Here is a 21,167-nt window from a genome sequence, read left to right as displayed (position 1 = left end):
AGGTTAAATCATGGTAAATATATAGAAACAGCTGAATGTTTACACAATAAAATTATAATTTTCTTAACACTTGTCCCATTTTATTTATCCCTAATAAACTTTCTATCTTTAGCCTCTTAAGCTCAAATGAAATGCTGAAAACATCCTTTGCACCACTGATATTTTTATTTCTTCTTTTTTCCTGTAAAACAGAATCCTTTAAAAATGCTGAAATTACTGCTGAAAGAATTCCCATTGATAAAAACATTCGTGCAGATGCCGAGATCGAAGCCTTTATAAAGCCTTATGCCGAACAGATCAATAAAACCCTGGACAGCGTGGTAGCTTACAATCCTACCGATCTTAATAAAAGTGATGGCGAACTTAATACCGCTATAGGAAATTTAATGGCTGAAATTGTAATGGAACAAGCCAATCCTGTATTTAAAAGCCGAACAGGGAAGGAAATTGACATGGTTTTGTTAAACCACGGCGGCATACGCTCTACCGTGGGAAAAGGGCCGGTTACCGCCAGAACAGCATACAGCCTGATGCCATTTGAGAATGAGATAGTAGTTGCTGAACTTAAAGGAAATAAGATCCTCGAAATGCTCACTTACCTTGAAAATAACCGCACCGCACACCCTTTAAGCGGTATTAAGATTAAGGTGAATAAAAATTATAAAGTGATAAGTGCTACAATAAACGGAAACGAAATTGACCCTAACCATACATATAATGTTGCAACATCCGACTATCTACAGCAGGGCGGGGATAATATGACTTTTTTCAAGGATCCTGTAAATCTATACCGTGTAGATTACAAAATAAGAAATGCGATTATAGATTATTTCAACAGGGTAGACACGCTAAGAACCGCGAGGGATGAGCGTTATATAAAAATTGATTAAGATGAAAAGGAGAAGTTTTATTCAGAAATCCACAGCAACAGCGGCTTTCGTAGGCCTGGGAGGTCTATCCCTTTCACTATCTCCCAATAAGCGGAAACATATTACCATCCTGCATACCAATGATGTGCACAGTCATATTGAACCTTTTGGGCCCAATGACCCCCGCAACCCGAATATGGGAGGCATTGCACGCAGGGCCACTCTGGTTGAAAAAATAAGGCAGGAAAATCCAAATACTTTATTGCTGGATGCCGGTGATATTTTCCAGGGCACGCCATTTTTTAATTTCTATGGCGGCGAACTGGAATTTAAACTTATGAGCAAGTTAAAATATGATGCCGCAACTATAGGAAATCACGATTTTGACAACGGGATAGAGGGCCTGTACGCCCAACTTCCCCATGCCCAATTTGATTTTATCTCTTCCAATTATGATTTCCGGAATACCGTAATGGACGGGCATACAAAGCAACACCATGTATTTATAAAAGATGGGATCAAGATTGGAGTATTTGGTTTGGGGATAGAATTAAAAGGACTGGTAAATGATCATCATTACAAGGAAACAAAATACCTGGATCCCATAGAGATCGCCACAGATATGGCAAGGATCTTAAAAGAAGAGAAAAAATGTGAACTGGTTATTTGTTTGTCCCACCTGGGTTATGAATATGACAGCGATAAAATTTCAGATATAAAACTGGCTGCTGCCACCACAAATATAGACCTGATAATTGGAGGGCACACCCATACTTTCCTGGAAAAACCGCACATTGCAACTAATAAGACCGGAAAGAATGTGCTTATAAATCAGGTAGGATGCTTCGGGTTATATCTTGGAAGAATAGATTTTTACCTCGATGATGCCAGAAATATATCGGCAGAGGGACTCCAAATTTCGGTGTAATACTATTTAAGGAGCGCTTTACTATTATTTGACCATTTCCAGAAATTCCTCTTCACTAAGGATACGGGTGCCAAGTTTTTCGGCTTTGGCAAGTTTACTTGGGCCCATATTTTCTCCCGCTACAAGGAAATTTGTTTTTGAAGATATGGAACCTGATACTTTACCCCCGTTTTCTTCAATGATCTTCTTTAACTCATCTCGTGAAACCCTGGAAAATACTCCCGATATTACATAGGTATCCCCGTTTAATTTATTGGTGTGGTGAGCAAAATCTTCGGCCGCTATTTCCATTTGCACACCTTTTTCCTTTAATCGTTGCACCAGGACCCTGTTTTCTTCGAGAGAGAAAAAAGCCCTTATGCTTTGTGCTATACGTACCCCAATCTCATCTACACGAATAAGCTCCTCTTCTGAAGCTTCTGAGAGGGCCGCAATACTTTTATAATGTCGCGCCAGCTTTTTTGCCACGGTTTCCCCAACATACCTTATTCCCAGAGCGAATAACACCCTTTCAAAAGGAATTTCCCTGGATCTTTCTATTCCCTGTATTAAATTTTCGGCAGATTTATCGGCCATCCTTTCCAGCGGTAGAACCTGCTCTTTGGTAAGGTCATAGAGATCGGCATAATTCTCTATGAGCCCTTCATTTACCAGCAATGTAACTGTCTCTCCTCCCAGCCCTTCAATATCCATCGCCTTTCGTGAAATATAATGTTGTATACGGCCAATGATTTGTGGGGGGCAACCGCTTAAATTGGGGCAATAATGTTGTGCTTCACCCTCATTTCTAACTAAAGGGGTCTCACATTCGGGGCAATGGGTAATATATTTTGTGGCAAGGGAATTTGGATCACGTTTGGTAAAATCTACTCCAACTATCTTGGGGATGATCTCCCCCCCTTTTTCAACAAAAACAGTATCTCCTTCCCGTATATCGAGTTTTTCAATTTGATCTGCATTATGAAGGGAAGCTCTCTTTACAATGGTTCCTGCCAGTTGAACAGGTTCAAGATTTGCTACCGGGGTTATTGCGCCGGTGCGGCCCACCTGGTAAGTGATCTTCTTTAATATAGAAGATTCCTGTTCTGCCTTGAATTTATAGGCAATTGCCCAACGGGGAGATTTCGCGGTAAACCCTAGTTCATCCTGCTGGTGAAAATCATTCACCTTCACCACTACCCCGTCTATTTCATACGGAAGATCATGACGGTGCTTTTCCCAATGGTTTACATATTCCAGGATCTCATCTACATTATTTACCAATTTTGCTTCTTTTGGCACTTTGAAACCCCATTCCCTGGCATGTTCCAGGCTTTCATATTGCGACCTTATGCCAAGTTTCTCCCCTACGATATTATACAAAAGACAATCAAGGGGCCGCTTGGCAACCTCAGCACTGTCCTGTAGCTTGAGACTTCCTGAAGCCGTATTTCGCGGGTTCGCATAAGGTTCTTCGCCGGCCTCAATTCTTTCCGCATTCATTTTTGCAAATCCTTCATAAGGCAGTACGATCTCCCCGCGGATGTCAAACTTAGGTGGAAAATCTCCCCTCAAATGCACCGGTATGGATAGAATAGTTCTCACATTGCTGGTAACATTATCGCCCTTTACCCCGTCTCCCCGGGTTATAGCCCGTGTTAATTTTCCGCTTTCATAGGTAAGGCTTATTGATGCACCGTCATATTTTAATTCGCAAACATATTCCACCTTTCCATCTACCAATTTTTTTACCCGCTTTTCCCAGTCTTCGAGCTCCTCCCGGGAATAGGAATTTGAAAGCGAATACATAGGATAATCATGTGCTAAGGTTTCAAACTGCTTTGTGACAGCCCCGCCTACCCTTTGTGTGGGGGAATTGGGATCATAGAATTCCGGGTTGTGGTCTTCCAGTTCCTGAAGCTCCTTCAGTTTTATATCAAAATCATAATCTGAGATCACAGGTTTATCCAGCACATAATAATTATAATTATGCTGGTGAAGTTCTTCTCTCAGTGTCTTTATTCTTTCTTCAATATCCATCTGGAAACCTATTTTGCAGTTTTAAAATCAATTTTAATTATAAAAAATTAGGTGTAGGACTCAAGACAATCATTATTAAAATCAAAATTATACTCCCCATCCTTATGAGTGAAATTTATGCTGAAATTTGAGGAGTACGCTTTATCCTGAGTGGGAAACCAATCTTTTTTGTTTTTGTCAATTGTAATGAGCAATCCGCTATCATCACCTATCGCGCAAAATACTTCAAAATTTCCATCAAATATTTCCAGCTCACATTGCTTGTTCAAAAGGTCAAATTTCTCCTTTATGTTTGCCGTAGGCAATCCAATTTCGGCAATTCCCAGTAAACTTTTTGCTGAAAAATCTTTTGGTTCTGAAGTATTAAAGTCACGTCTGGAAATAAATTCAATTATATTCCCGTCCCGGTCATAGAAGTATACAGAACGTGCATTCCACGCAGGAAAATCTATTATTTCTTTCCCTTCATTTTTAAGGATCGCAACTTTATCTTTAAGCCACTCCAGGGCTTTTTCCTCTTGTTTATCCGGAATGTGGAAGGCCATATGATAAGGAGTAAAATTTTTTGCCGAAATAAATTTTAAAATTGAATAGCCAAGAAGCAGCTCAAAAGATTCTTCGTTTACATCTCTTGTTTTGAGCCCCATCACATTCCTGTAAAAATCAAGTTGTGCGTTTATGTTGCCCGTTTTTATTTCCAGCCTCTTGATCTTCATTTTTTAAGTTTGGTCTTTATTCATCCATTTTGGAACAGGCATAGGTTTGAAATTCAGCATATTTTCATAAAGTTCGAGAATGCTGCCTGATACCAGAACCAGGTTCATATATTCTTCCCTAAGCAATCCTTTGCGCACCATATTGTTCATCATTTCCAGCAGGTCATCATAATATCCATGGCTGTTCAGGATCCCTATGGGTTTTTTATGCAGGCCCAGTTGTGCCCAGGTAAGGATTTCAAAAAGCTCCTCCAAAGTACCAAAGCCCCCTGGGAGCGCAATGAAGCCGTCGCTGAGGTCATGCATCTTTAATTTTCGCTGGTGCATGTCCTGGGTAGTAATTAAATTGGAGAGACCGGTATGCACTACTTCCTTCGTCTTTAAAAATTCGGGTATAACCCCGGTAACTATACCATTGTTCTCCAATGCTCCTCTTGCCACCTGGCCCATAAGGCCAAGTTTGCTTCCGCCGTAGATGAGTTCGATCTTATGACGGGCCAGAAAAACCCCCACTTCATATGCATCTTCAAAAATGAAGGAATCGGTTCCATCGCTGCTCGCACAAAAAACAGCAAGACTATGTATTTTATTATGAGCTTCCAAAATCCTAGTTTAGTGTTTATTACTCCCCTTTAAGCATTCGAAAATTTCCGTAGATATCCTTTTTTAATCCTGCTTTGAACCCTTCATTGTTAAGCAACTCTTTGGTTTCCTGTCCCAAATATTGATTGATCTCGAAATATAATACCCCTCCGGGTAAAAGAGCGCTCCTGGCTAATTTCGTGATTTTTCTATAAAAAATCAGCGGATCCTCATCTTTTACATAAAGCGCCAGATGCGGTTCATTTTCCAGAACATTTCGTTGCATTTCCTGTTTCTCCAATTCCCTCACATACGGCGGATTGGATACGATCACATCATAATCGTGCGGCAGATTAGTACAGGTTAATATATCCTGATGCAGGAAATTCACAGCGACATTATTTAACTGCGCATTTGTCTTTGCGATCTCTATGGCCGCTGCAGAAACATCTATGGCGGTCACAGTTGCAGCGGGAAGATTTCTGGCCAGACTTATGGCAATACAACCGCTGCCCGTGCCAATATCCAAAATTGAAATTTCTTTTTTTTCCCGCTTTTTAACATCCTCAAGGATCCAGGAAACAAGTTCTTCGGTTTCAGGCCGTGGTATTAATACATTTGGATCTACAATGAAGGGCAGTCCAAAAAATTCTGTTTTACCAATAATGTACTGGATGGGCTCATGATGAGACAGACGCTCCATAGCATCTTCAAATTTCCTCTTGTGGGTAGCAGGAATTTCCCTTGCAGGATCTAGTGCAAGGTCAAGACGGCTAAGCCCCAGAAAAGCTTCGGTTAACAGATGAAAAAAGGAATTTATTTCCTCAATTGGATATTCCTTTATTAAACGATCCTGAAACTCTTTTTTGAAAACTGATATTAGCAATTTGGAATGTTTTAGAAGCCGGGTTTTCGCCCACCTGTAAAATATTAAAATCTGAGGTCTACCAAATCCTGAAAAATCTTACAGGTCCAGCAACATCCACATTGTACAGTTATAATGTCCCGTATTTCCCATAGGCTTATCAAGTGATTTAAACCCGGTTCGCGCATAAAGTTTTCGTGCATGTTCCATATATGGAAGGGTTTCAAGGTAACATTGTTTATACCCTGCAGTTCTTGCAAAGTCCAGGCATTTTTTCATCATCCCGGCCCCAATGCCACGGCCACGAGCCACGGGTAGAAAATACATTTTTTGAAGCTCACAAATGCTTTCATCTGCCTTAAGGAGTGGAGCAATGCCGCACCCGCCAATAAGTTTCCCCTCTTCCTCTACCACAAAATACCGCTCGTTCTTATTTTGATAAGTGCTGTGCATATCATCAAGGGATTTGTCTTCATAAGCTGTCCCTATTTTTGGAACTCCCATTTCTACCAAAACTTCCCGTATCACCGCAGCTATTTCTCTGTTGTCCCGCGGTTCTATTTCACGTATCTTAAAACTATTCATTCTTACTTTTAAATCCTATTTTTGTGGCGTGAAGATACACGAAAAATATATAAATAGGTGCATCCAACTCGCCCAAAACGGGCTGGGAACCACCTATCCCAATCCCATGGTTGGGAGCGTTTTGGTGTATAAGGAAAATATCATTGGAGAAGGCTGGCACCGCGCAGCGGGAGAGCCGCATGCAGAGGTAATGGCCATACGCTCAGTTAAAAACAGGGACCTCCTTAAAAAGGCCACCATCTACGTAAGCCTGGAACCCTGCAGCCATTATGGCAAAACTCCTCCCTGCAGCGATCTTATAATTGCCAGTGGTATTAAAAAAGTAATTATTGGCACCATTGACCCGTTTGCAAAAGTAGCAGGGAAGGGAATAAAGAAATTAATGGATGCAGGTTGCGAGGTGACCCTTGGGGTGCTGGATAAGGAGTGCCAGGCCCTGAACAAACGCTTTTTTACTTTTCATAAAAAGCAACGGCCATATATTATCCTGAAGTGGGCACAAACCCGGGACGGTTTTATTGCACCGGAAACCCGGGATAGCAGAAAACCGGTTTGGATCACCGGAGCTTTATCCAACCAACTGGTTCACAAATGGCGCAGCGAGGAACAGGGAATTTTAATTGGTACCAATACAGCGGTAGAGGACGATCCTAAATTGAATACCCGGTTATGGGATGGCCCGGATCCTACCCGTATCATAATTGATAAAAATTTACGCACCCCCATAGATTCCTGTGTATATGATCAAAGTGTAAAAACTATTTTTATCTGCGCAAAGCACCAGGCAAAAGATGTACAAATCGACCAGGGGAAACACCAGTTAATTTTTGCTGAAATAGATTTTGAAGCTGAAATTGCCTCCCAAATTTGCGAGATCCTGTGCCGGCACGAGATCCAGTCGGTTATAATCGAAGGCGGCACCCGTACTCTTCAAACTTTTATACAGGCCGGGCTGTGGGATGAAGCGCGTATTTTCACCGGAAATATCGATTTTAAGAGCGGAGTAAAGGCACCGGAATTTCAGGGGAATTTTAAGGAGCAGTACAGAACAGGAGTAGACACCTTGATGATATACAGCAATGATTAAAAACATAATATTTGATTTCGGTGATATATTCGTAAACCTGGATAAACCAGCTACCCTTCGGGAGATGGAAAAGCACAATATTAGCGGATTTTCAGGAGCAATCCTTCAAAAGAATCTTGCATACGAAAAGGGTTTGATCACTTCCGAAGAATTTTTGAAGGCCTACGGCTCAGAATACAATCTGGAAAAAGATGTTGTTGTAAACTCCTGGAATGCCATTCTAATAGATTTTCCCGAACATCGGTTTGAATTCATCAAAGAACTTTCAGCATCAAATCAATACCGCCTTTTTCTACTTAGCAACACCAACGAAATCCATATTGACTGGATAAAAAAAAATGTTCCCTTTTTTGAAGATTTTAAAAATTGCTTTGATGCCTTCTACCTATCCCATGAGATCAATTTTAGAAAACCAGATGCCGCTATTTATAAATTTGTGCTGGATGCGCACAATTTAAAACCGGAGGAGTGTCTTTTTATTGATGATACTAAAGAAAATACAGATGCAGCCACATCTCTGGGGTTGCAAACCTGGCATCTGGACCCTGCTAGCGAAGACGTAACAGATCTTTTCACCATTAAAAAAGAGCTGTTTTGATCTATCTACTGCTAAGCATTTTATCATCCAGCGTAATTTTTGTCATATTTAAGCTGTTTCAAAAATATAGGGTAGACACCCTGCAAGCCATTATCATAAACTACTTTTTTGCCTGCATGGTGGGTTTTTTTGGATATATAAAAAACACAGATGTCACTATTATCCCTGAAAAATTGTGGTTTCCCGGCACACTGGTATTAGGGGCCCTTTTCATATCTGTCTTTAACCTCGCGGCAATTACAACGCAAAAAAGCGGACTGTCAGTGGTCTCTGTCGCAACCAAAATGAGTGTTGCAATCCCTGTTTTTTTCGGAATTATCCTTTACAATGAAAGCACGGGGATTCTTAAAATTACAGGGATACTTTTGGCACTGGTAGCTGTATATCTCACGTCTATTAAGACTACTACCGGAATTAAGATCAAGAAGGAGAATCTCATTTTTCCCCTTCTGGTATTTTTAGGCAGTGGGATTATTGATACCACTATCAAATACCTGGAAACAACTTATGTGGCCGAAGATGAAGTAGCTTTATTTTCCACTTCCATCTTTGCCATTGCAGGAATGATTGGAATTGTGATCCTTACCGGGCAGGCTCTAATGGGTAAATTGAGAATTACGGGAAAGAATATTCTGGGTGGAATAATACTGGGGGTTCCAAATTATTTTTCAATTTACTTTCTTGTAATGGCTTTGAGAACGGAAGGATTTGAAAGCTCTACGGTTTTTACAATTAATAATGTAGCCATAGTACTCTTCTCAACACTTTTAGGAATTCTACTTTTCAAAGAACACCTTATTAAAAAGAACTGGATTGGGATCCTGTTGGCAATAGTAAGTATATTACTGGTAGCAACTAGCTAAATATTAGATTTGAAAGATACCTACAGAACTATATCTAAACCCTCTGAAGAAGTTTTATTCAAGGAAAAGAATTCCAAATTTTTTGGATTTGCCTTTCCTGTAACCAGCGAGGAGGAAGCAAAGTCCTGTATAGAGGAATTAAAGAAGAAACATCACCAGGCCAGGCACTGGTGTTATGCCTGGCAAATGGGCAAGGAGGAAGGTGAGGTACATTTTCGTGCAAATGATGACGGGGAGCCGTCAAACTCGGCAGGGATGCCTCTCTATGGCCAAATTCAATCTTTTGATGTGACAGATATTCTGGTAGTTGTGGTTCGATATTTTGGGGGAGTAAAACTGGGAGTGGGCGGCTTGATCCAGGCTTATAAGACTGCAGCCCAAATGGCATTAGAGAACAGCCCTATTGTAGAAAGAACTGTAAATAAAAAATTCCGGATAAAATTTGATTATCCGGAGATGAATATTGTAATGCGTATTATCAAGGAAAACAATCTTGAAATCATTAAACAGGAACTGGCGTTGGATTGTGCTATTTTTATCAGCGTACGAAAAAAAGATGCCGAAGAAATATTTGAAAAATTTGATTCGGTCTATAAAGTTGAGATCACCAGGACCGAAGTTTAAGCCTCAAGTTTTTCAAGAATAAAATCCGGACATTTTATAGGTTTTCTGGATACGGAATCCATAAAAACCAACACCGTAGAAGCGGTGGTTAGTAACTCATTTTCCTGGTTGTAAATTGAGTACTCAAATTCGATTTTTACCTGCGGAATTTTCTTTAAACGGGTCTCAATTTTAAGAATATCATCAAAGGTGGCAGATTTGATGAATTTAAACTCCATAGAAAATACGGGGAGCATAATTCCTTCAATTTCCATTTGTTTATATGAAACCCCAAATTGGCCAAGCCAGTCAATACGCGCCATCTCGAGATATTGGGCGTAATTTCCATGGTGTACTACCCCCATTTGGTCGGTTTCAGCATAACGCACTTTAACATAGGTGTGATGAGTTTTCATAGAAAAAAAGGGGGGATTATTTATTTAGGTTTTGTACTTTCATAGCCTAGAGCTAGTATGCATAAAATTTTCTTAAAATTCAATAGTAAAAGAATTTTTTTTTCACATATTTTGTTCACATATTTGTTTCACCAAAAAGATTGACAGGATATTATTACTGCTCAATTTACGACCAACTACTAACCTAAAATAATCTAACAAAAAGCATGTCAAAAACTGCGCAATCAGTTTGGAATAGCTGTCTAGCTTTTATCAAAGATAATATAACCCCTCAAGCCTACAAAACATGGTTCGAGCCGATACAGGCAGTAAAGCTTACAGATTGTGCTTTAAGTATTCAGGTACCCTCCAAATTTTTCTATGAGTGGCTTGAAGAGCATTATGTAAAATTATTAAAGGTTTCTCTTACAAAAGAGTTGGGGGAAAAAGCAAAACTGGTGTACGTTATTAAAATGGAAAACACCTACGGCAACAAACTCCCCTTTACAGAAAGAATTCCCAGTACACAACGCAGCCATATGGCATCTCAGGAAGTAGATGTCCCGGTAAAGAACCGTAATCCGGAATTACGCAACCCCTTTATAATACCCGGTATTAGAAATGTGAAAATAGAATCACAATTGAACCCGAATTATAATTTTGAGAATTTCCTGGAGGGAGATTCCAACAGGTTGGCAAGATCTGCAGGGCTCGCCGTGTCCAATAAACCGGGAGGAACATCCTTTAATCCGCTTCTTATCTTTGGAGGGGTAGGTTTGGGAAAAACTCACCTTGCTCACGCCATTGGAGTGGACATTAAGGATAAATACCCTGAGAAAACGGTTTTATATATTTCTGCTGAAAAATTTACCCAGCAGTATATTGAATCTGTAAAAAAGAATAACAGGAATGATTTTATTCATTTCTACCAAATCATAGATGTTCTTATTGTAGATGATATCCAGTTACTTTCCGGTAAGGCAGGTACGCAGGATGTATTCTTCCATATTTTCAATCACCTTCATCAAAACGGAAAGCAGGTTATTTTAACCAGTGACAAGGCCCCGGTCGATATGCAGGATATTGAACAACGCCTGTTATCAAGATTTAAATGGGGACTATCAGCCGAGTTGCAACACCCGGATTTTGAAACCCGGGTTTCCATCATAAAAAATAAATTATATCGTGATGGGGTTGAAATGCCTGAGGATATCATCGAGTTCCTTGCAAACAATATCAAAACCAATATCCGGGAACTGGAAGGCGCTATAATTTCCTTAATAGCCCATTCCTCTTTTAATAAAAAGGATATTACTTTGGAACTGGCAAAAAAGATTGTTGACAATTACGTTAAGAACACCAAGCGTGAGGTTTCAATAGATTATATCCAGAAGATCGTTAGTGATTATTTCCAGATGGATGTGGAAACTTTACAATCTAAAACCAGGAAACGTCACATTGTACAGGCAAGACAACTTGCCATGTTCTTTGCTAAGAAATTTACCAAGGCATCCCTTGCAAGTATAGGAAGCCAGATTGGAAAACGCGACCATGCCACCGTACTTCACGCCTGTAAAACAGTAGACAATCTTGCTGCGACAGATAAACAATTCAAGAAATTTGTTGAAGACCTGAATAAAAAGCTTACTCTTTAAAAATCTTTTTTATGAAAACCCGTGTGTTAATGGTGTGCCTCGGCAATATATGCCGATCTCCCCTGGCCGAAGGAATTCTAAAATCCAAAGTTGACCCTAATAAGATCATCATAGAGTCTGCCGGCACAGGATCCTGGCACGTAGACCATTCGCCAGACCCGCGATCAATTTCGGTGGGCAAACGTTATGGTTTGGATATAACAGACCAGCGCGGAAGGCAGTTTGAACCGGCAGATTTTGACCGTTTTGATCATATCTATGTTATGGATACCAGCAATTATGATGATGTGATCGCCCAGGCACGGAATGATGAGGATATTCAAAAGGTAAAATTAATTCTTGACGAGATATTCCCCGGGGAAAAAGTTGATATTCCAGACCCTTATCACGGCGGAGCCCATGGTTTTGAAAACGTTTTTCAAATGCTTGATGAAGCCTGTGAGGTTATTGCATCAAAACTTAACAAAGAGTAATTTTAACTCTTTAGATACATTATAATTCCATATTTCATGCAACAGTCTCCTTTTAAATTTTCCGGAAAGTTATATTTAATTCCTACTACCTTAGGAGACTCAAATCCAATAGATGTTCTTCCCTATTCCATTAAAAAGATAATAGAAAAAGTAGATCATTATATCGTTGAAAATGAAAAGACGGCAAGAAGGTCTATTAAAATGGTAGTTCCCGGAAAAAAACAACCTTTACTCCAACTAAGCTCATTAAATAAATTTACTGAGGCCCGTAGCATCCCCTCATATTTAGAACCCTGTAAAGAAGGAATTGATGTAGGATTACTAAGCGAAGCCGGCTGCCCCGGTGTGGCCGATCCCGGAGCTGAAGTAGTGAAACTTGCCCATGAAATGGGCATCCAGGTTATTCCACTCGTAGGCCCCTCCTCTATCCTCCTCGCTATGATGGGTAGCGGAATGAATGGGCAAAGTTTTACATTTCATGGATATTTACCTATTGATAAAAAAGAAAGGAAACACGAATTAAAAAACCTGGAGAGAATTTCACTGGAGAGGAACCAGGCCCAGATCTTTATTGAAACCCCCTACCGCAACAATAATCTGTTAGAAGACATCCTGCAATCTTTAAGCCCGGCCACGAGGCTTTGCATAGCCTGCGACCTTACCCTTACTTCTGAATATATTATTACAAAAAGTATTAAGGATTGGGGTAAAACAAAAGTAGACCTTCATAAAAGGCCTACTATATTTATAATTCAGAAAGAAAACTAATTTTGAAAAGCTACTGCCCGCGCATTTTTATCGGGCTCAATAAAGGAAGTGTCATAACCTCCAAACTTCTTTAAATAAAATCCAATAGTGGTTCCAAAGGCATCACTAAAAGCATTCGCCCCCCAACTTCTAAGATATTTCTTTACACTCCCCGGCCCTGCAAGGTGTGCAGCTGCAAGGATTCCGGATTCAGTTATCTCAATTCCATTTATTACTTTCCCTTCAAACCTTTTAATATCACGAATTAGGATCCATTTGTTACGGGATGCATTGGCATAAAATGCCGCCTCCTGTAACTCGGGTGAATTTAAGAATAAGCGGGTATCCTTTATACCAATAAGGTTAAGTGTACCTTTACCAAACTGGTATTTGCCCATGTAACCAAACTCATTTATAACTTTGTAATTACCGCGGGATTCTTTAAATGCAAGGGCTTCTTTAAAACCGGTATAGGATTTTCCAAGGACTGGAATTATTCTTGGGGATTCTTCTTCTACAGGCACATAATCTTCAGATGAAATTACGGTATACTCTAGATTCTCTACTTTGGAAGTGGAAAATATATCTAAATTCGCAGCCTCTTTTGTTGAAAAACTAAAAAAAACTGAACCTGCAATAAGGGGTAGGATTGAAAATTTGACAACTTTCTTTCTCATAAAATTTTGTTCTGAAAGGTTAGTGGCAAAAACGGTGCCCCTTTCAATTTCACCGTGCAAAGATACGATAAAATTTAATAATCTGATTTGCAGAGTGTTAATCTAATCCTAATATGAATTTCCTGTTAACGTAAGAAATATTACCGTTTAACCCCCTGCGCGTTTATCCAGCGTACATATGCCTGCTTATTACGGTTGTGCTGGTCAAGATTTTCAGCAAATTTATGGTACCCGAAATTTTCAACGTCGGCTACAAAATAAAAATACTTGTGCCGTTCATAATTAAGTACCGCATCAATAGATGAAATATCCGGCATTGCAATGGGGCCCGGGGGTAGTTCCTTATACAAATATGTATTATATGGAGAATCCAGGGTTAGATCTTTATAAAACACCCGCTTAATTATAGTATCAAAATCTTTATTCTTAAGCTTTAAAGCATAAATTACCGTAGGATCTGCATCCAGTTTCCATCCATTTTTTAACCTGTTCATATACACCCCGGCAACCTTGGGGCGTTCATCTACTTTTGCAGTTTCCTTTTGCACTATAGAGGCCACCACCGCTACTTCGTTGGGGGTTAATCCTATTTCTTCAGCTTTTTGTAATCTTTCGGCAGTCCAGAATCTGGTGTATTCCTTCTTCATACGGGTCCTAAATTCTTCCGCAGAAGTATTCCAGAAAAATTCATATTGATTGGGAATATACATTGCAAGGGCATTCTCAACCTTAAATTCATTTTGGCTTAAAAATTCCGGATCCCTCATAGTATTCAGGAGTGAGACACTGTCTGCCTCAATTTGAGTGGCGATCCTGCCGGCCAGATTTTCAAGCCTTTCCTGATTGTTGAACACTACCTGTACCGGTTTATTCCCAATTCTCAGAATATCGGTTATACGATGATTATTGGCATTTTTTTCTATAACATATTTTCCGGGCTTCACTTTACTTACATAACCCTTTTTTTGGGCCACATCGTCAAATGATGCAAGGTCCTTTAAATAGGGCCTAAGGCTATCGCGTACCTGTGAATACGTTGCGCCGGTTGGTATATAAATTGTTACATTTTCACTGTCGAAGACGGTGTTTGCATTGAAGATATTGTTGTAGATCTTATAGCTGAAGTAACCCAGTGCGGCTAGTCCTAGTACCGCAATGAGTATGAGAATTTTTTTAATGTACATTGATAAGCTGATATAATATCTCGTCTTTAAATTTTCCTTTTATTAGCACCCAATCTTTTTTGATACCAACTTTTTCAAAATTATTTTTTTCAAATAATTTTATACTCGCAACATTATCTGCCGTTACATTGGCATAAACCTGGTGAAGGCCAAGATGGGTAAAACAATAATTTGTGATAAGTGAAAGCACCTCTGCCCCATAGCCTTTTTTGCGGTGTTCGCGGTTTACAATAAGAATTCCCAGGGCTGCGCGGCGATCTCTGGGTTCAAGATCAAAAACATCTATCATTCCAATCCTGGTGTCCTCCATATCACATATCATAAGTCGCAATTGCTTGACCTCATAGATATCCCGATGGGAATTTTGAATATATTTCTTAATTAAATACCGGGAATATGGCACGCGCGTAGCACTTACCTCCCAAAATTCTTCGGTGTTTTCCACCTCAAGAATAAAATCGAGATCCCCGGGTTCCAATGCCCTTAAATATATCTTATCTCCTTTTAATGTTAGCATTCAAATTCTCCCTTAAATACATATTCTGCAGGGCCGGTAAGCCAAATATTGAAATACTGTTCTTCTTTTTCATCAAATGAAACCTGTAGATTACCTCCCCTGGTTTTCAGGGTGATATCTCTAGAATTAGTGCGGCCCAGGGCGTGTACGGCCAGCGCAACTGCAGTTACACCGGTGCCGCAGGAATAGGTTTCATCTTCCACCCCTCTTTCATAGGTTCGTACTAAAAAATTATGATCTCCATCCTGTTGAACATAGTTCACATTGGTGCCACCGTTTTCTTCATATTTTGAGGAATACCTGATCTTTGCTCCCTGCCTTTTTATATCTATATCTCCTACTTCATCTGTAAACTCGATATGATGCGGAGAACCAGTATCCAGAAAAAGAGCGGCTTCATTAAGATCTGATGCATCTACATCCTGCATTTTTAAACTTACCTCCTGCCCGTTGATCACGGCCGAATGTTTCCCATCTATAGCTGTAAAACCGGCACTATTAGCTATAATCCCTAAATATTTAGCAAAAGCAACAATGCATCTCCCTCCATTACCACACATAGAGCTTTGGTTTCCATCTGAATTAAAATACACCATTTTGAAATCATTTTCCTCATCCCCGGCATTTTCCAATAAGATCAAACCATCGGCCCCTATGCCAAATCTTCGGTGACATAATCTATTGATTAGATTGGTATCATTTTTGGGGAAAATAGTGTCACGATTGTCAACCATAATGAAATCATTTCCGGTGCCGTGAAATTTATAGAATTCTACATTCATTGACTTTATATTGGTACGAACAAAGGTACAACAATATGACAAATTTTTTCGTTCTTAAACTAAGCAGCGGGGAAATGAAAAGTTAATTCACCTCCGGGAATACAGACTTAAAAATTTTACGAAAATGAAAAAATTCTCTCAACTAGTTATTGTTTCAATGCTTGGTGGAGCCTTAACCCTTGGCTCCTATAAAATGTTAATGGAAGAAGAGCCGGCTTTCTTAAATGATCTTCCAATAGAAACGAAAGCCGCTAATATCCTTCCTGTCTCTTATGAAAACATTTACGGTACGAATGCCGATTTCACAGAAGCAGCAGAAAAAACGGTGCATGGCGTGGTTCACGTGAAGAATGTAGCGGTATTTAAACAACCCACAACGATTTGGGAATACTATTCGCGCGGAGGAACGGCGGGTAAAGCACTTCGGGGCGCGGGATCTGGAGTGATCATTACTCCAGACGGTTATATAGTTACAAATAATCATGTAATTGAAGGTGCCAGTGAGATTGAAGTGACCCTTAATAACAATCAAACCTACAAGGCTGAATTGATAGGATCTGATCCCCGGGCAGATATTGCCTTAATTAAAGTAGATGCAAAGGACCTCCAATACCTTCCTTTTGGAAATTCCAATAATGTGAAGTTGGGAGAATGGGTGCTGGCAGTGGGTAATCCTTTTAATCTTACCTCTACTGTTACTGCTGGTATTATAAGTGCAAAAGCACGGGACCTGGGAATTACCGATGGCACACCCCAATCTTTTATCCAGACAGATGCCGCAATTAATCCTGGAAATAGCGGCGGCGCCCTGGTAAATATTAATGGGGAGCTTATAGGAATAAATACGGCAATTTCTTCACAAACCGGAAGCTATGTAGGCTATGGTTTTGCTGTTCCATCTAATAATGCCCGTAAAATTGTGGAGGATATTATGGAGTTTGGAAATGTACAGCAGGGAATTCTTGGAATACGCGGGCAGGATGTGAATACCGCAATCTCCAGCCAACTTGACCTCCCCGTCTCACAGGGTGTGGTGGTGAGCGATGTTGACTCAGGTAGCGGAGCTGCCCTGGCAGGCATAAAACCTAAGGATGTAATAAGACAAATAGACAACATTGAAGTGCGCAGAATGGCAGACCTTACCGGATATATTGGATCGAAAAGACCCGGTGATGTAGTAAAAGTAAAAATTCTACGTAATGGTAATGAAAGAGATCTTAATGTGAAGATCACGAAATATGAAACCTTTGCTATTACCCCAATTGGCCTTGAGGTTACTAATGCCTCTCCTGAAGACCTAAAGCAATATAATATATCACAGGGTGTAAAAATAAGCAGGGCCCTAAAAGGTGACAAACAATCTCAGGCCCTTATTGGTATTATTATAACCAGAATTGACAATCAGGTAGTAGCAAATATTTCCGAAGTTCAAAAGATTATGAATTCCAAGGATCCATCTGAACCCATAAGCGTGACATTTATGAATCGCGAAGGGCAGGAACAAACATATATCTGGCGTTAAACCATTATAATAATCGGCTATAACCCGCTCCTGAAAAGGGCGGGTTATTTTTTTTATAAATGTTTTACGAAAACGTTTGAAATCTATACTTTTGCACCGTTTTAAACACACAACCTAAACGCATTACAAAAATGGGATTTAACGAAGTTTACGAAAAGGAACTTGCTTTTCAAGCCGACCGCAGAAGGGCATCGGTTGAATTTATTAAGATTGTTAGCGATCTTTGGTATGATAAATCAATTGAACTGGTTTTATTCAGAAACCAATTGATAAACCGCAATGTTAGTGATATATTGAACCTGCACGAATATGCCGGTGAGTTTGTACAAAAACCTATTTCAATATTTGATTCTGTAGAAATAGCCCAGGCCATAAAGGACCTGGACCTTCCACCGGCAAAACTGGATATTGGAAAACTTACTTATGAGTACCATCTTGAAGATGTTGATTATCAAAATGCGAAATCCTTTATTTCTGGCAAACTGAAAAACGCGAAAGACTACCAGGAAGTAACCCCTAAGGATGTAGTATTATACGGCTTTGGAAGGATAGGAAGACTTCTGGCCCGCGAATTAATGACACGCACAGGAAAAGGAAGCCAGTTAAGACTTCGCGCCATTGTTACACGAGGAAAAGTTGACAGAACAGTATTGGAAAAAAGAGCTTCACTTTTAAAGAGTGACTCTGTACATGGAGATTTTTCAGGAACTGTTACCATCGACGAAAAAAATTCGGCATTAATAGTTAACGGCACTACAGTTCATATAATTTCAGCCAATGACCCTGAAGACATAGATTATACTTCCTACGGCATTGAGGATGCCTTGGTAATTGATAATACCGGAGCCTTTAGAGATAAAGAAGAATTAACTCGCTTACTTAGCAGTAAGGGAGCTTCAAAAGTTTTACTTACTGCCCCGGGCAAAGGAATTCCAAATATAGTACACGGGGTGAACCATAAAGAATACAGCCCAGATGAATATGACATTTTTTCAGCTGCTTCCTGTACTACCAATGCGATAGTTCCCGTGTTAAAAGCAATGGAAGATACTTTGGGTATTGTACACGGTCATATTGAAACTATACACGCATACACTAATGACCAGAACCTTGTTGATAACTTTCATAGCAAATACCGACGAGGCCGTGCTGCGGGATTAAACATGGTTATTACAGAAACAGGTGCAGGAAAAGCAGTTGCGAAGGCTTTACCACAGTTGGAAGGTAAGCTTACTTCCAATGCCATACGGGTACCGGTTCCAAATGGTTCCCTTGCAATCCTTAATCTCGAGGTGCAAAAAGCAACTTCTTTAAATGATGTAAATGAGATAATGAAGCGATTTGCCCTGGAAGGAGAATTGGTAGAACAAATAAAATATTCTATAGACAATGAACTTGTATCTACAGATATCATAGGCTCTGCACAACCTTCTATTTATGATAGCAAAGCTACCATTGTAACAGAGGATGGTAAAAACATAGTCCTGTATGTATGGTATGACAATGAATACGGGTACAGCCAGCAGGTAATTCGTCTTGCCAAATACATTGCAAAAGTAAGACGCTATAACTATTATTAAATCCAGGTTCAAAATTTGAAATTCAAACCCACCTTAACCGGTGGGTTTTTCTTTTTAGGAGTACATTAACCTAAAAAACAATTACTTATACCCAATTTTGTAAAAAGCTCTTAGAATGGAGGAAGCAGCAAAAAAGATCCGGATCTTTTATAAAAGATATACAATTCCCATTATTATAGTGGCCCTTATAATAATTGCCAGATTGTTACTACCAATATATCTTGAAAAATATGTTAACCGGACCTTGAATGATATCCCAGGTTACGAGGGTTATGTCAAGGATATTGATGTTGCACTATTAAGGGGAGCCTATGTAATTGAAGGGCTTGTGCTTAAAAAAATAGGTGCCAGAACTAACACCCCTATGTTGGATTTTGAAAAATCGGATATATCAATAGAATGGAAATCCCTTTTCAAAGGAAAGATCGTAAGTGAAATTGAACTACATAATCCAAAATTCAATTATATTTTTGAAGATCAGGAACATGAGCCCATGGAAGGGGAAGCAGATGTTGATGACTGGACCAAAGCCCTAACAGATCTTGTCCCCATTGACATAAATCATTTTACGGTACATAACGGAACTGCAAATTTTGTACAACTATCTTCAGACCCTGAAATAAGTATGTTCCTGGAATCGATAAATCTGGAAGCAACCAATTTGAGCAATGTGGTTAATAAAGAGAAGACACTTCCATCTTACTTACATGCAACAGCAGTCTCTATAGGAGGGGGTGATGTGATTCTGGAAGGAAATTTAAATCTCCTTAAAAAAATACCCGATCTGGATATGGAGTTTTCATTAAAACAGGCAGATGTTAGAGCATTGAATGATCTAAGCCTGAGGTTTGCGGGGGTAGATTTTGAAAGTGGCACCTTTGAGCTCTACAGTGAGGTTGCCATTGCAAATGGATATCTCAAAGGTTATTTAAAACCAATGTTTATAAATACCAAACTCCTTGGAAAAGATGATGAAGGGGGATTTTTTAAAAAGTTATGGGAAGGTTTTGTAGGAGTTTTTAAATTCCTTTTAAAAAACCAGGGAACAGATACCCTGGCAACACAGGTCCCGCTGGAAGGAGACCTAAATAATGTTGATGCAAAAACCCTCCCTACTGTTTTCAATATTTTCAAAAATGCGTGGATTAGTGCATTTTCGGGAGACGTAGATGAAAAAATCGATTTTGAGGATGCCGTAAGAGCCAAAAAGGAATAAATTTTTAAGGAAAAAATATTTGCGGCAATAAGTTTTTTCCTGAGGCGTTGTGTAAATAATTCAAAGTAAAATTCACCCCATGAAGAAATTATTATTTTTTGGAATTTTAAGTGTTGCCCTTAATTGGAACAGTGTGGCACAGGATACTAATTCCGGTCTTAATCCTGTTGAAGAAGATTTCACAAACCTAATAGAAAGGTCTAATGACTATCAGGGTTACAAAGTTGTGGATTATAATGAACTGATAACTTTAAAGAATAAGACAGGACAGTATTTTTCGACATTAAATGAAGACATCATTACCCAGAAAAATACCATTGACCAACAACAAGACCAGATCAACCAATTGAAAGATGACCTGGAAGCAACACGGCTGGAACTGGAAAAGGTAAATGCCGATAAAGATGCTATTACCTTTTTGGGAATGCCCTTCAGCAAAGGGGGTTATATGGCATTTATGTGGGGCATCGTAGCTTTGCTGGTATTAGCCTTATTGTTTTTTATTTTTAGATACAGGCAGAGCCATTCTCATACGGTAGAAGCAAGAAATAAACTTCAGTCTACTGAAAAAGAATTTGATCTTTACAGGGAAAAAGCCCTGGAAAAAGAACAACGCCTTGGCCGTTTGCTCCAGGATGAACGCAACAAAGCCAGCGACAAGTAAGCAAAGGTCCACGGGAAAAAATTGTTAAGATACTTCCCTA

At 39.5% G+C, this 21,167-nt stretch carries 23 protein-coding genes; 13 read left to right on the top strand and 10 right to left on the bottom strand.

All coding sequences use genetic code 11. The annotated features are described in order from the left end of the window. The first annotated feature begins 131 nt into the window (after positions 1 to 131). Both FK178_RS00995 and FK178_RS00990 read left to right on the top strand, forming a co-directional pair. A complete protein-coding gene (locus tag FK178_RS00995) occupies positions 132 to 890 on the top strand; it encodes a 5'-nucleotidase C-terminal domain-containing protein (protein WP_146830136.1) in 759 nt (252 codons plus the stop codon). A 1-nt stretch (position 891) separates the two neighbouring features. Further along, the gene (locus FK178_RS00990) at positions 892 to 1,797 is read left to right on the top strand and encodes a bifunctional metallophosphatase/5'-nucleotidase (RefSeq protein WP_146830134.1); all 906 of its coding nucleotides are present in this window, start codon (positions 892 to 894) and stop codon (positions 1,795 to 1,797) included. Positions 1,798 to 1,821: 24 nt separating this feature from the next. Here FK178_RS00990 and ligA read toward each other — a convergent pair whose 3' ends face one another. The 5 genes from ligA to FK178_RS00965 form a co-directional block, all read right to left on the bottom strand. Beyond that, complete coding sequence (gene ligA, locus FK178_RS00985) at positions 1,822 to 3,816, bottom strand: NAD-dependent DNA ligase LigA (protein WP_146830132.1); 1,995 nt, start codon at positions 3,814 to 3,816, stop codon at positions 1,822 to 1,824. 47 nt (positions 3,817 to 3,863) lie between these two features. Continuing rightward, entirely contained in the window at positions 3,864 to 4,532 is a 669-nt protein-coding gene (locus tag FK178_RS00980) for a VOC family protein (RefSeq protein ID WP_146830130.1), read from the bottom strand. 3 nt (positions 4,533 to 4,535) lie between these two features. Beyond that, positions 4,536 to 5,135, bottom strand: coding sequence for an LOG family protein (locus tag FK178_RS00975; RefSeq protein ID WP_240793866.1), 600 nt, complete (start codon positions 5,133 to 5,135; stop codon positions 4,536 to 4,538). 19 nt (positions 5,136 to 5,154) lie between these two features. After that, positions 5,155 to 6,000: a peptide chain release factor N(5)-glutamine methyltransferase gene (gene prmC / locus FK178_RS00970; protein ID WP_146830128.1), complete on the bottom strand. Its 846-nt coding sequence runs from the start codon at positions 5,998 to 6,000 to the stop codon at positions 5,155 to 5,157. A gap of 78 nt (positions 6,001 to 6,078) precedes the next feature. Then, on the bottom strand, positions 6,079 to 6,564 hold the full coding sequence (locus FK178_RS00965; RefSeq protein WP_146830126.1) for a GNAT family N-acetyltransferase: 486 nt from the start codon (positions 6,562 to 6,564) through the stop codon (positions 6,079 to 6,081). A gap of 28 nt (positions 6,565 to 6,592) precedes the next feature. On the opposite strand from FK178_RS00965, the gene ribD reads away from it, so the two are divergent. The 4 genes from ribD to FK178_RS00945 are packed head-to-tail and all read left to right on the top strand — an operon-like array spanning position 6,593 to position 9,736. Next, positions 6,593 to 7,651: a bifunctional diaminohydroxyphosphoribosylaminopyrimidine deaminase/5-amino-6-(5-phosphoribosylamino)uracil reductase RibD gene (ribD, locus tag FK178_RS00960; RefSeq protein WP_146830124.1), complete on the top strand. Its 1,059-nt coding sequence runs from the start codon at positions 6,593 to 6,595 to the stop codon at positions 7,649 to 7,651. Continuing rightward, a complete protein-coding gene (locus FK178_RS00955; RefSeq protein WP_146830122.1) occupies positions 7,644 to 8,249 on the top strand; it encodes an HAD family hydrolase in 606 nt (201 codons plus the stop codon). The genes ribD and FK178_RS00955 overlap by 8 nt, the downstream gene beginning before the upstream one ends. Beyond that, positions 8,246 to 9,112: an EamA family transporter gene (locus FK178_RS00950; protein ID WP_146830120.1), complete on the top strand. Its 867-nt coding sequence runs from the start codon at positions 8,246 to 8,248 to the stop codon at positions 9,110 to 9,112. Before FK178_RS00955 ends, FK178_RS00950 begins: the two co-directional genes overlap by 4 nt. A gap of 9 nt (positions 9,113 to 9,121) precedes the next feature. Continuing rightward, the gene (locus tag FK178_RS00945) at positions 9,122 to 9,736 is read left to right on the top strand and encodes an IMPACT family protein (RefSeq protein ID WP_146830118.1); all 615 of its coding nucleotides are present in this window, start codon (positions 9,122 to 9,124) and stop codon (positions 9,734 to 9,736) included. Here FK178_RS00945 and FK178_RS00940 read toward each other — a convergent pair. Continuing rightward, positions 9,733 to 10,131 carry an acyl-CoA thioesterase gene (locus tag FK178_RS00940; protein ID WP_146830116.1) on the bottom strand — a complete coding sequence of 133 codons (399 nt, stop codon included), beginning with the start codon at positions 10,129 to 10,131 and terminating at the stop codon, positions 9,733 to 9,735. The genes FK178_RS00945 and FK178_RS00940 overlap by 4 nt on opposite strands. 206 nt (positions 10,132 to 10,337) lie before the next feature. Here FK178_RS00940 and dnaA point away from each other — a divergent pair, with 206 nt between their 5' ends. Genes dnaA through FK178_RS00925 form a run of 3 tightly spaced genes read left to right on the top strand, consistent with a single transcriptional unit; the run spans position 10,338 to position 13,006 of the window. Beyond that, positions 10,338 to 11,765, top strand: coding sequence for a chromosomal replication initiator protein DnaA (dnaA, locus tag FK178_RS00935; protein WP_146830114.1), 1,428 nt, complete (start codon positions 10,338 to 10,340; stop codon positions 11,763 to 11,765). Positions 11,766 to 11,776: 11 nt separating this feature from the next. Next, positions 11,777 to 12,238: a low molecular weight protein-tyrosine-phosphatase gene (locus FK178_RS00930; RefSeq protein WP_146830112.1), complete on the top strand. Its 462-nt coding sequence runs from the start codon at positions 11,777 to 11,779 to the stop codon at positions 12,236 to 12,238. 36 nt (positions 12,239 to 12,274) lie between these two features. Beyond that, entirely contained in the window at positions 12,275 to 13,006 is a 732-nt protein-coding gene (locus FK178_RS00925; protein ID WP_146830110.1) for an SAM-dependent methyltransferase, read from the top strand. Here FK178_RS00925 and FK178_RS00920 read toward each other — a convergent pair. The 4 genes from FK178_RS00920 to dapF all read right to left on the bottom strand — a co-directional run bounded on the left by FK178_RS00920 (position 13,003) and on the right by dapF (position 16,145). After that, complete coding sequence (locus FK178_RS00920) at positions 13,003 to 13,662, bottom strand: peptidoglycan-binding protein LysM (protein WP_146830108.1); 660 nt, start codon at positions 13,660 to 13,662, stop codon at positions 13,003 to 13,005. The two genes, FK178_RS00925 and FK178_RS00920, sit on opposite strands and share 4 nt — an antisense overlap. 140 nt (positions 13,663 to 13,802) lie before the next feature. After that, positions 13,803 to 14,846, bottom strand: a complete 1,044-nt coding sequence (mltG, locus tag FK178_RS00915; protein WP_146830106.1) for an endolytic transglycosylase MltG — start codon at positions 14,844 to 14,846, stop codon at positions 13,803 to 13,805. Further along, positions 14,836 to 15,363: a GNAT family N-acetyltransferase gene (locus tag FK178_RS00910; RefSeq protein ID WP_146830104.1), complete on the bottom strand. Its 528-nt coding sequence runs from the start codon at positions 15,361 to 15,363 to the stop codon at positions 14,836 to 14,838. The genes mltG and FK178_RS00910 overlap by 11 nt, the downstream gene beginning before the upstream one ends. Then, entirely contained in the window at positions 15,357 to 16,145 is a 789-nt protein-coding gene (gene dapF, locus FK178_RS00905; RefSeq protein WP_146830102.1) for a diaminopimelate epimerase, read from the bottom strand. The genes FK178_RS00910 and dapF overlap by 7 nt, the downstream gene beginning before the upstream one ends. Before the next feature lie 124 nt (positions 16,146 to 16,269). Between dapF and FK178_RS00900 the strand changes: the two genes are divergently transcribed. The 4 genes from FK178_RS00900 to FK178_RS00885 all read left to right on the top strand — a co-directional run bounded on the left by FK178_RS00900 (position 16,270) and on the right by FK178_RS00885 (position 21,127). Next, positions 16,270 to 17,667 (top strand): trypsin-like peptidase domain-containing protein, encoded by a 1,398-nt coding sequence (locus FK178_RS00900; RefSeq protein ID WP_146830101.1) that lies wholly within the window; start codon positions 16,270 to 16,272, stop codon positions 17,665 to 17,667. A gap of 131 nt (positions 17,668 to 17,798) precedes the next feature. Next, positions 17,799 to 19,247: a glyceraldehyde-3-phosphate dehydrogenase gene (locus tag FK178_RS00895; protein ID WP_146830099.1), complete on the top strand. Its 1,449-nt coding sequence runs from the start codon at positions 17,799 to 17,801 to the stop codon at positions 19,245 to 19,247. 115 nt (positions 19,248 to 19,362) lie between these two features. After that, complete coding sequence (locus FK178_RS00890) at positions 19,363 to 20,463, top strand: DUF748 domain-containing protein (protein ID WP_146830097.1); 1,101 nt, start codon at positions 19,363 to 19,365, stop codon at positions 20,461 to 20,463. A 79-nt stretch (positions 20,464 to 20,542) separates the two neighbouring features. Beyond that, positions 20,543 to 21,127 (top strand): hypothetical protein, encoded by a 585-nt coding sequence (locus FK178_RS00885; protein WP_146830095.1) that lies wholly within the window; start codon positions 20,543 to 20,545, stop codon positions 21,125 to 21,127. Positions 21,128 to 21,167 lie beyond the last annotated feature (40 nt).

The organism is Antarcticibacterium arcticum, from assembly GCF_007993795.1.
In the GTDB taxonomy this organism is placed as follows: Bacteria; Bacteroidota; Bacteroidia; order Flavobacteriales; family Flavobacteriaceae; genus Gillisia; species Gillisia arctica.
The sequence above is the reverse complement of the archived record's forward strand: the minus strand, read 5'-3'. Positions and strand labels throughout refer to the sequence as shown.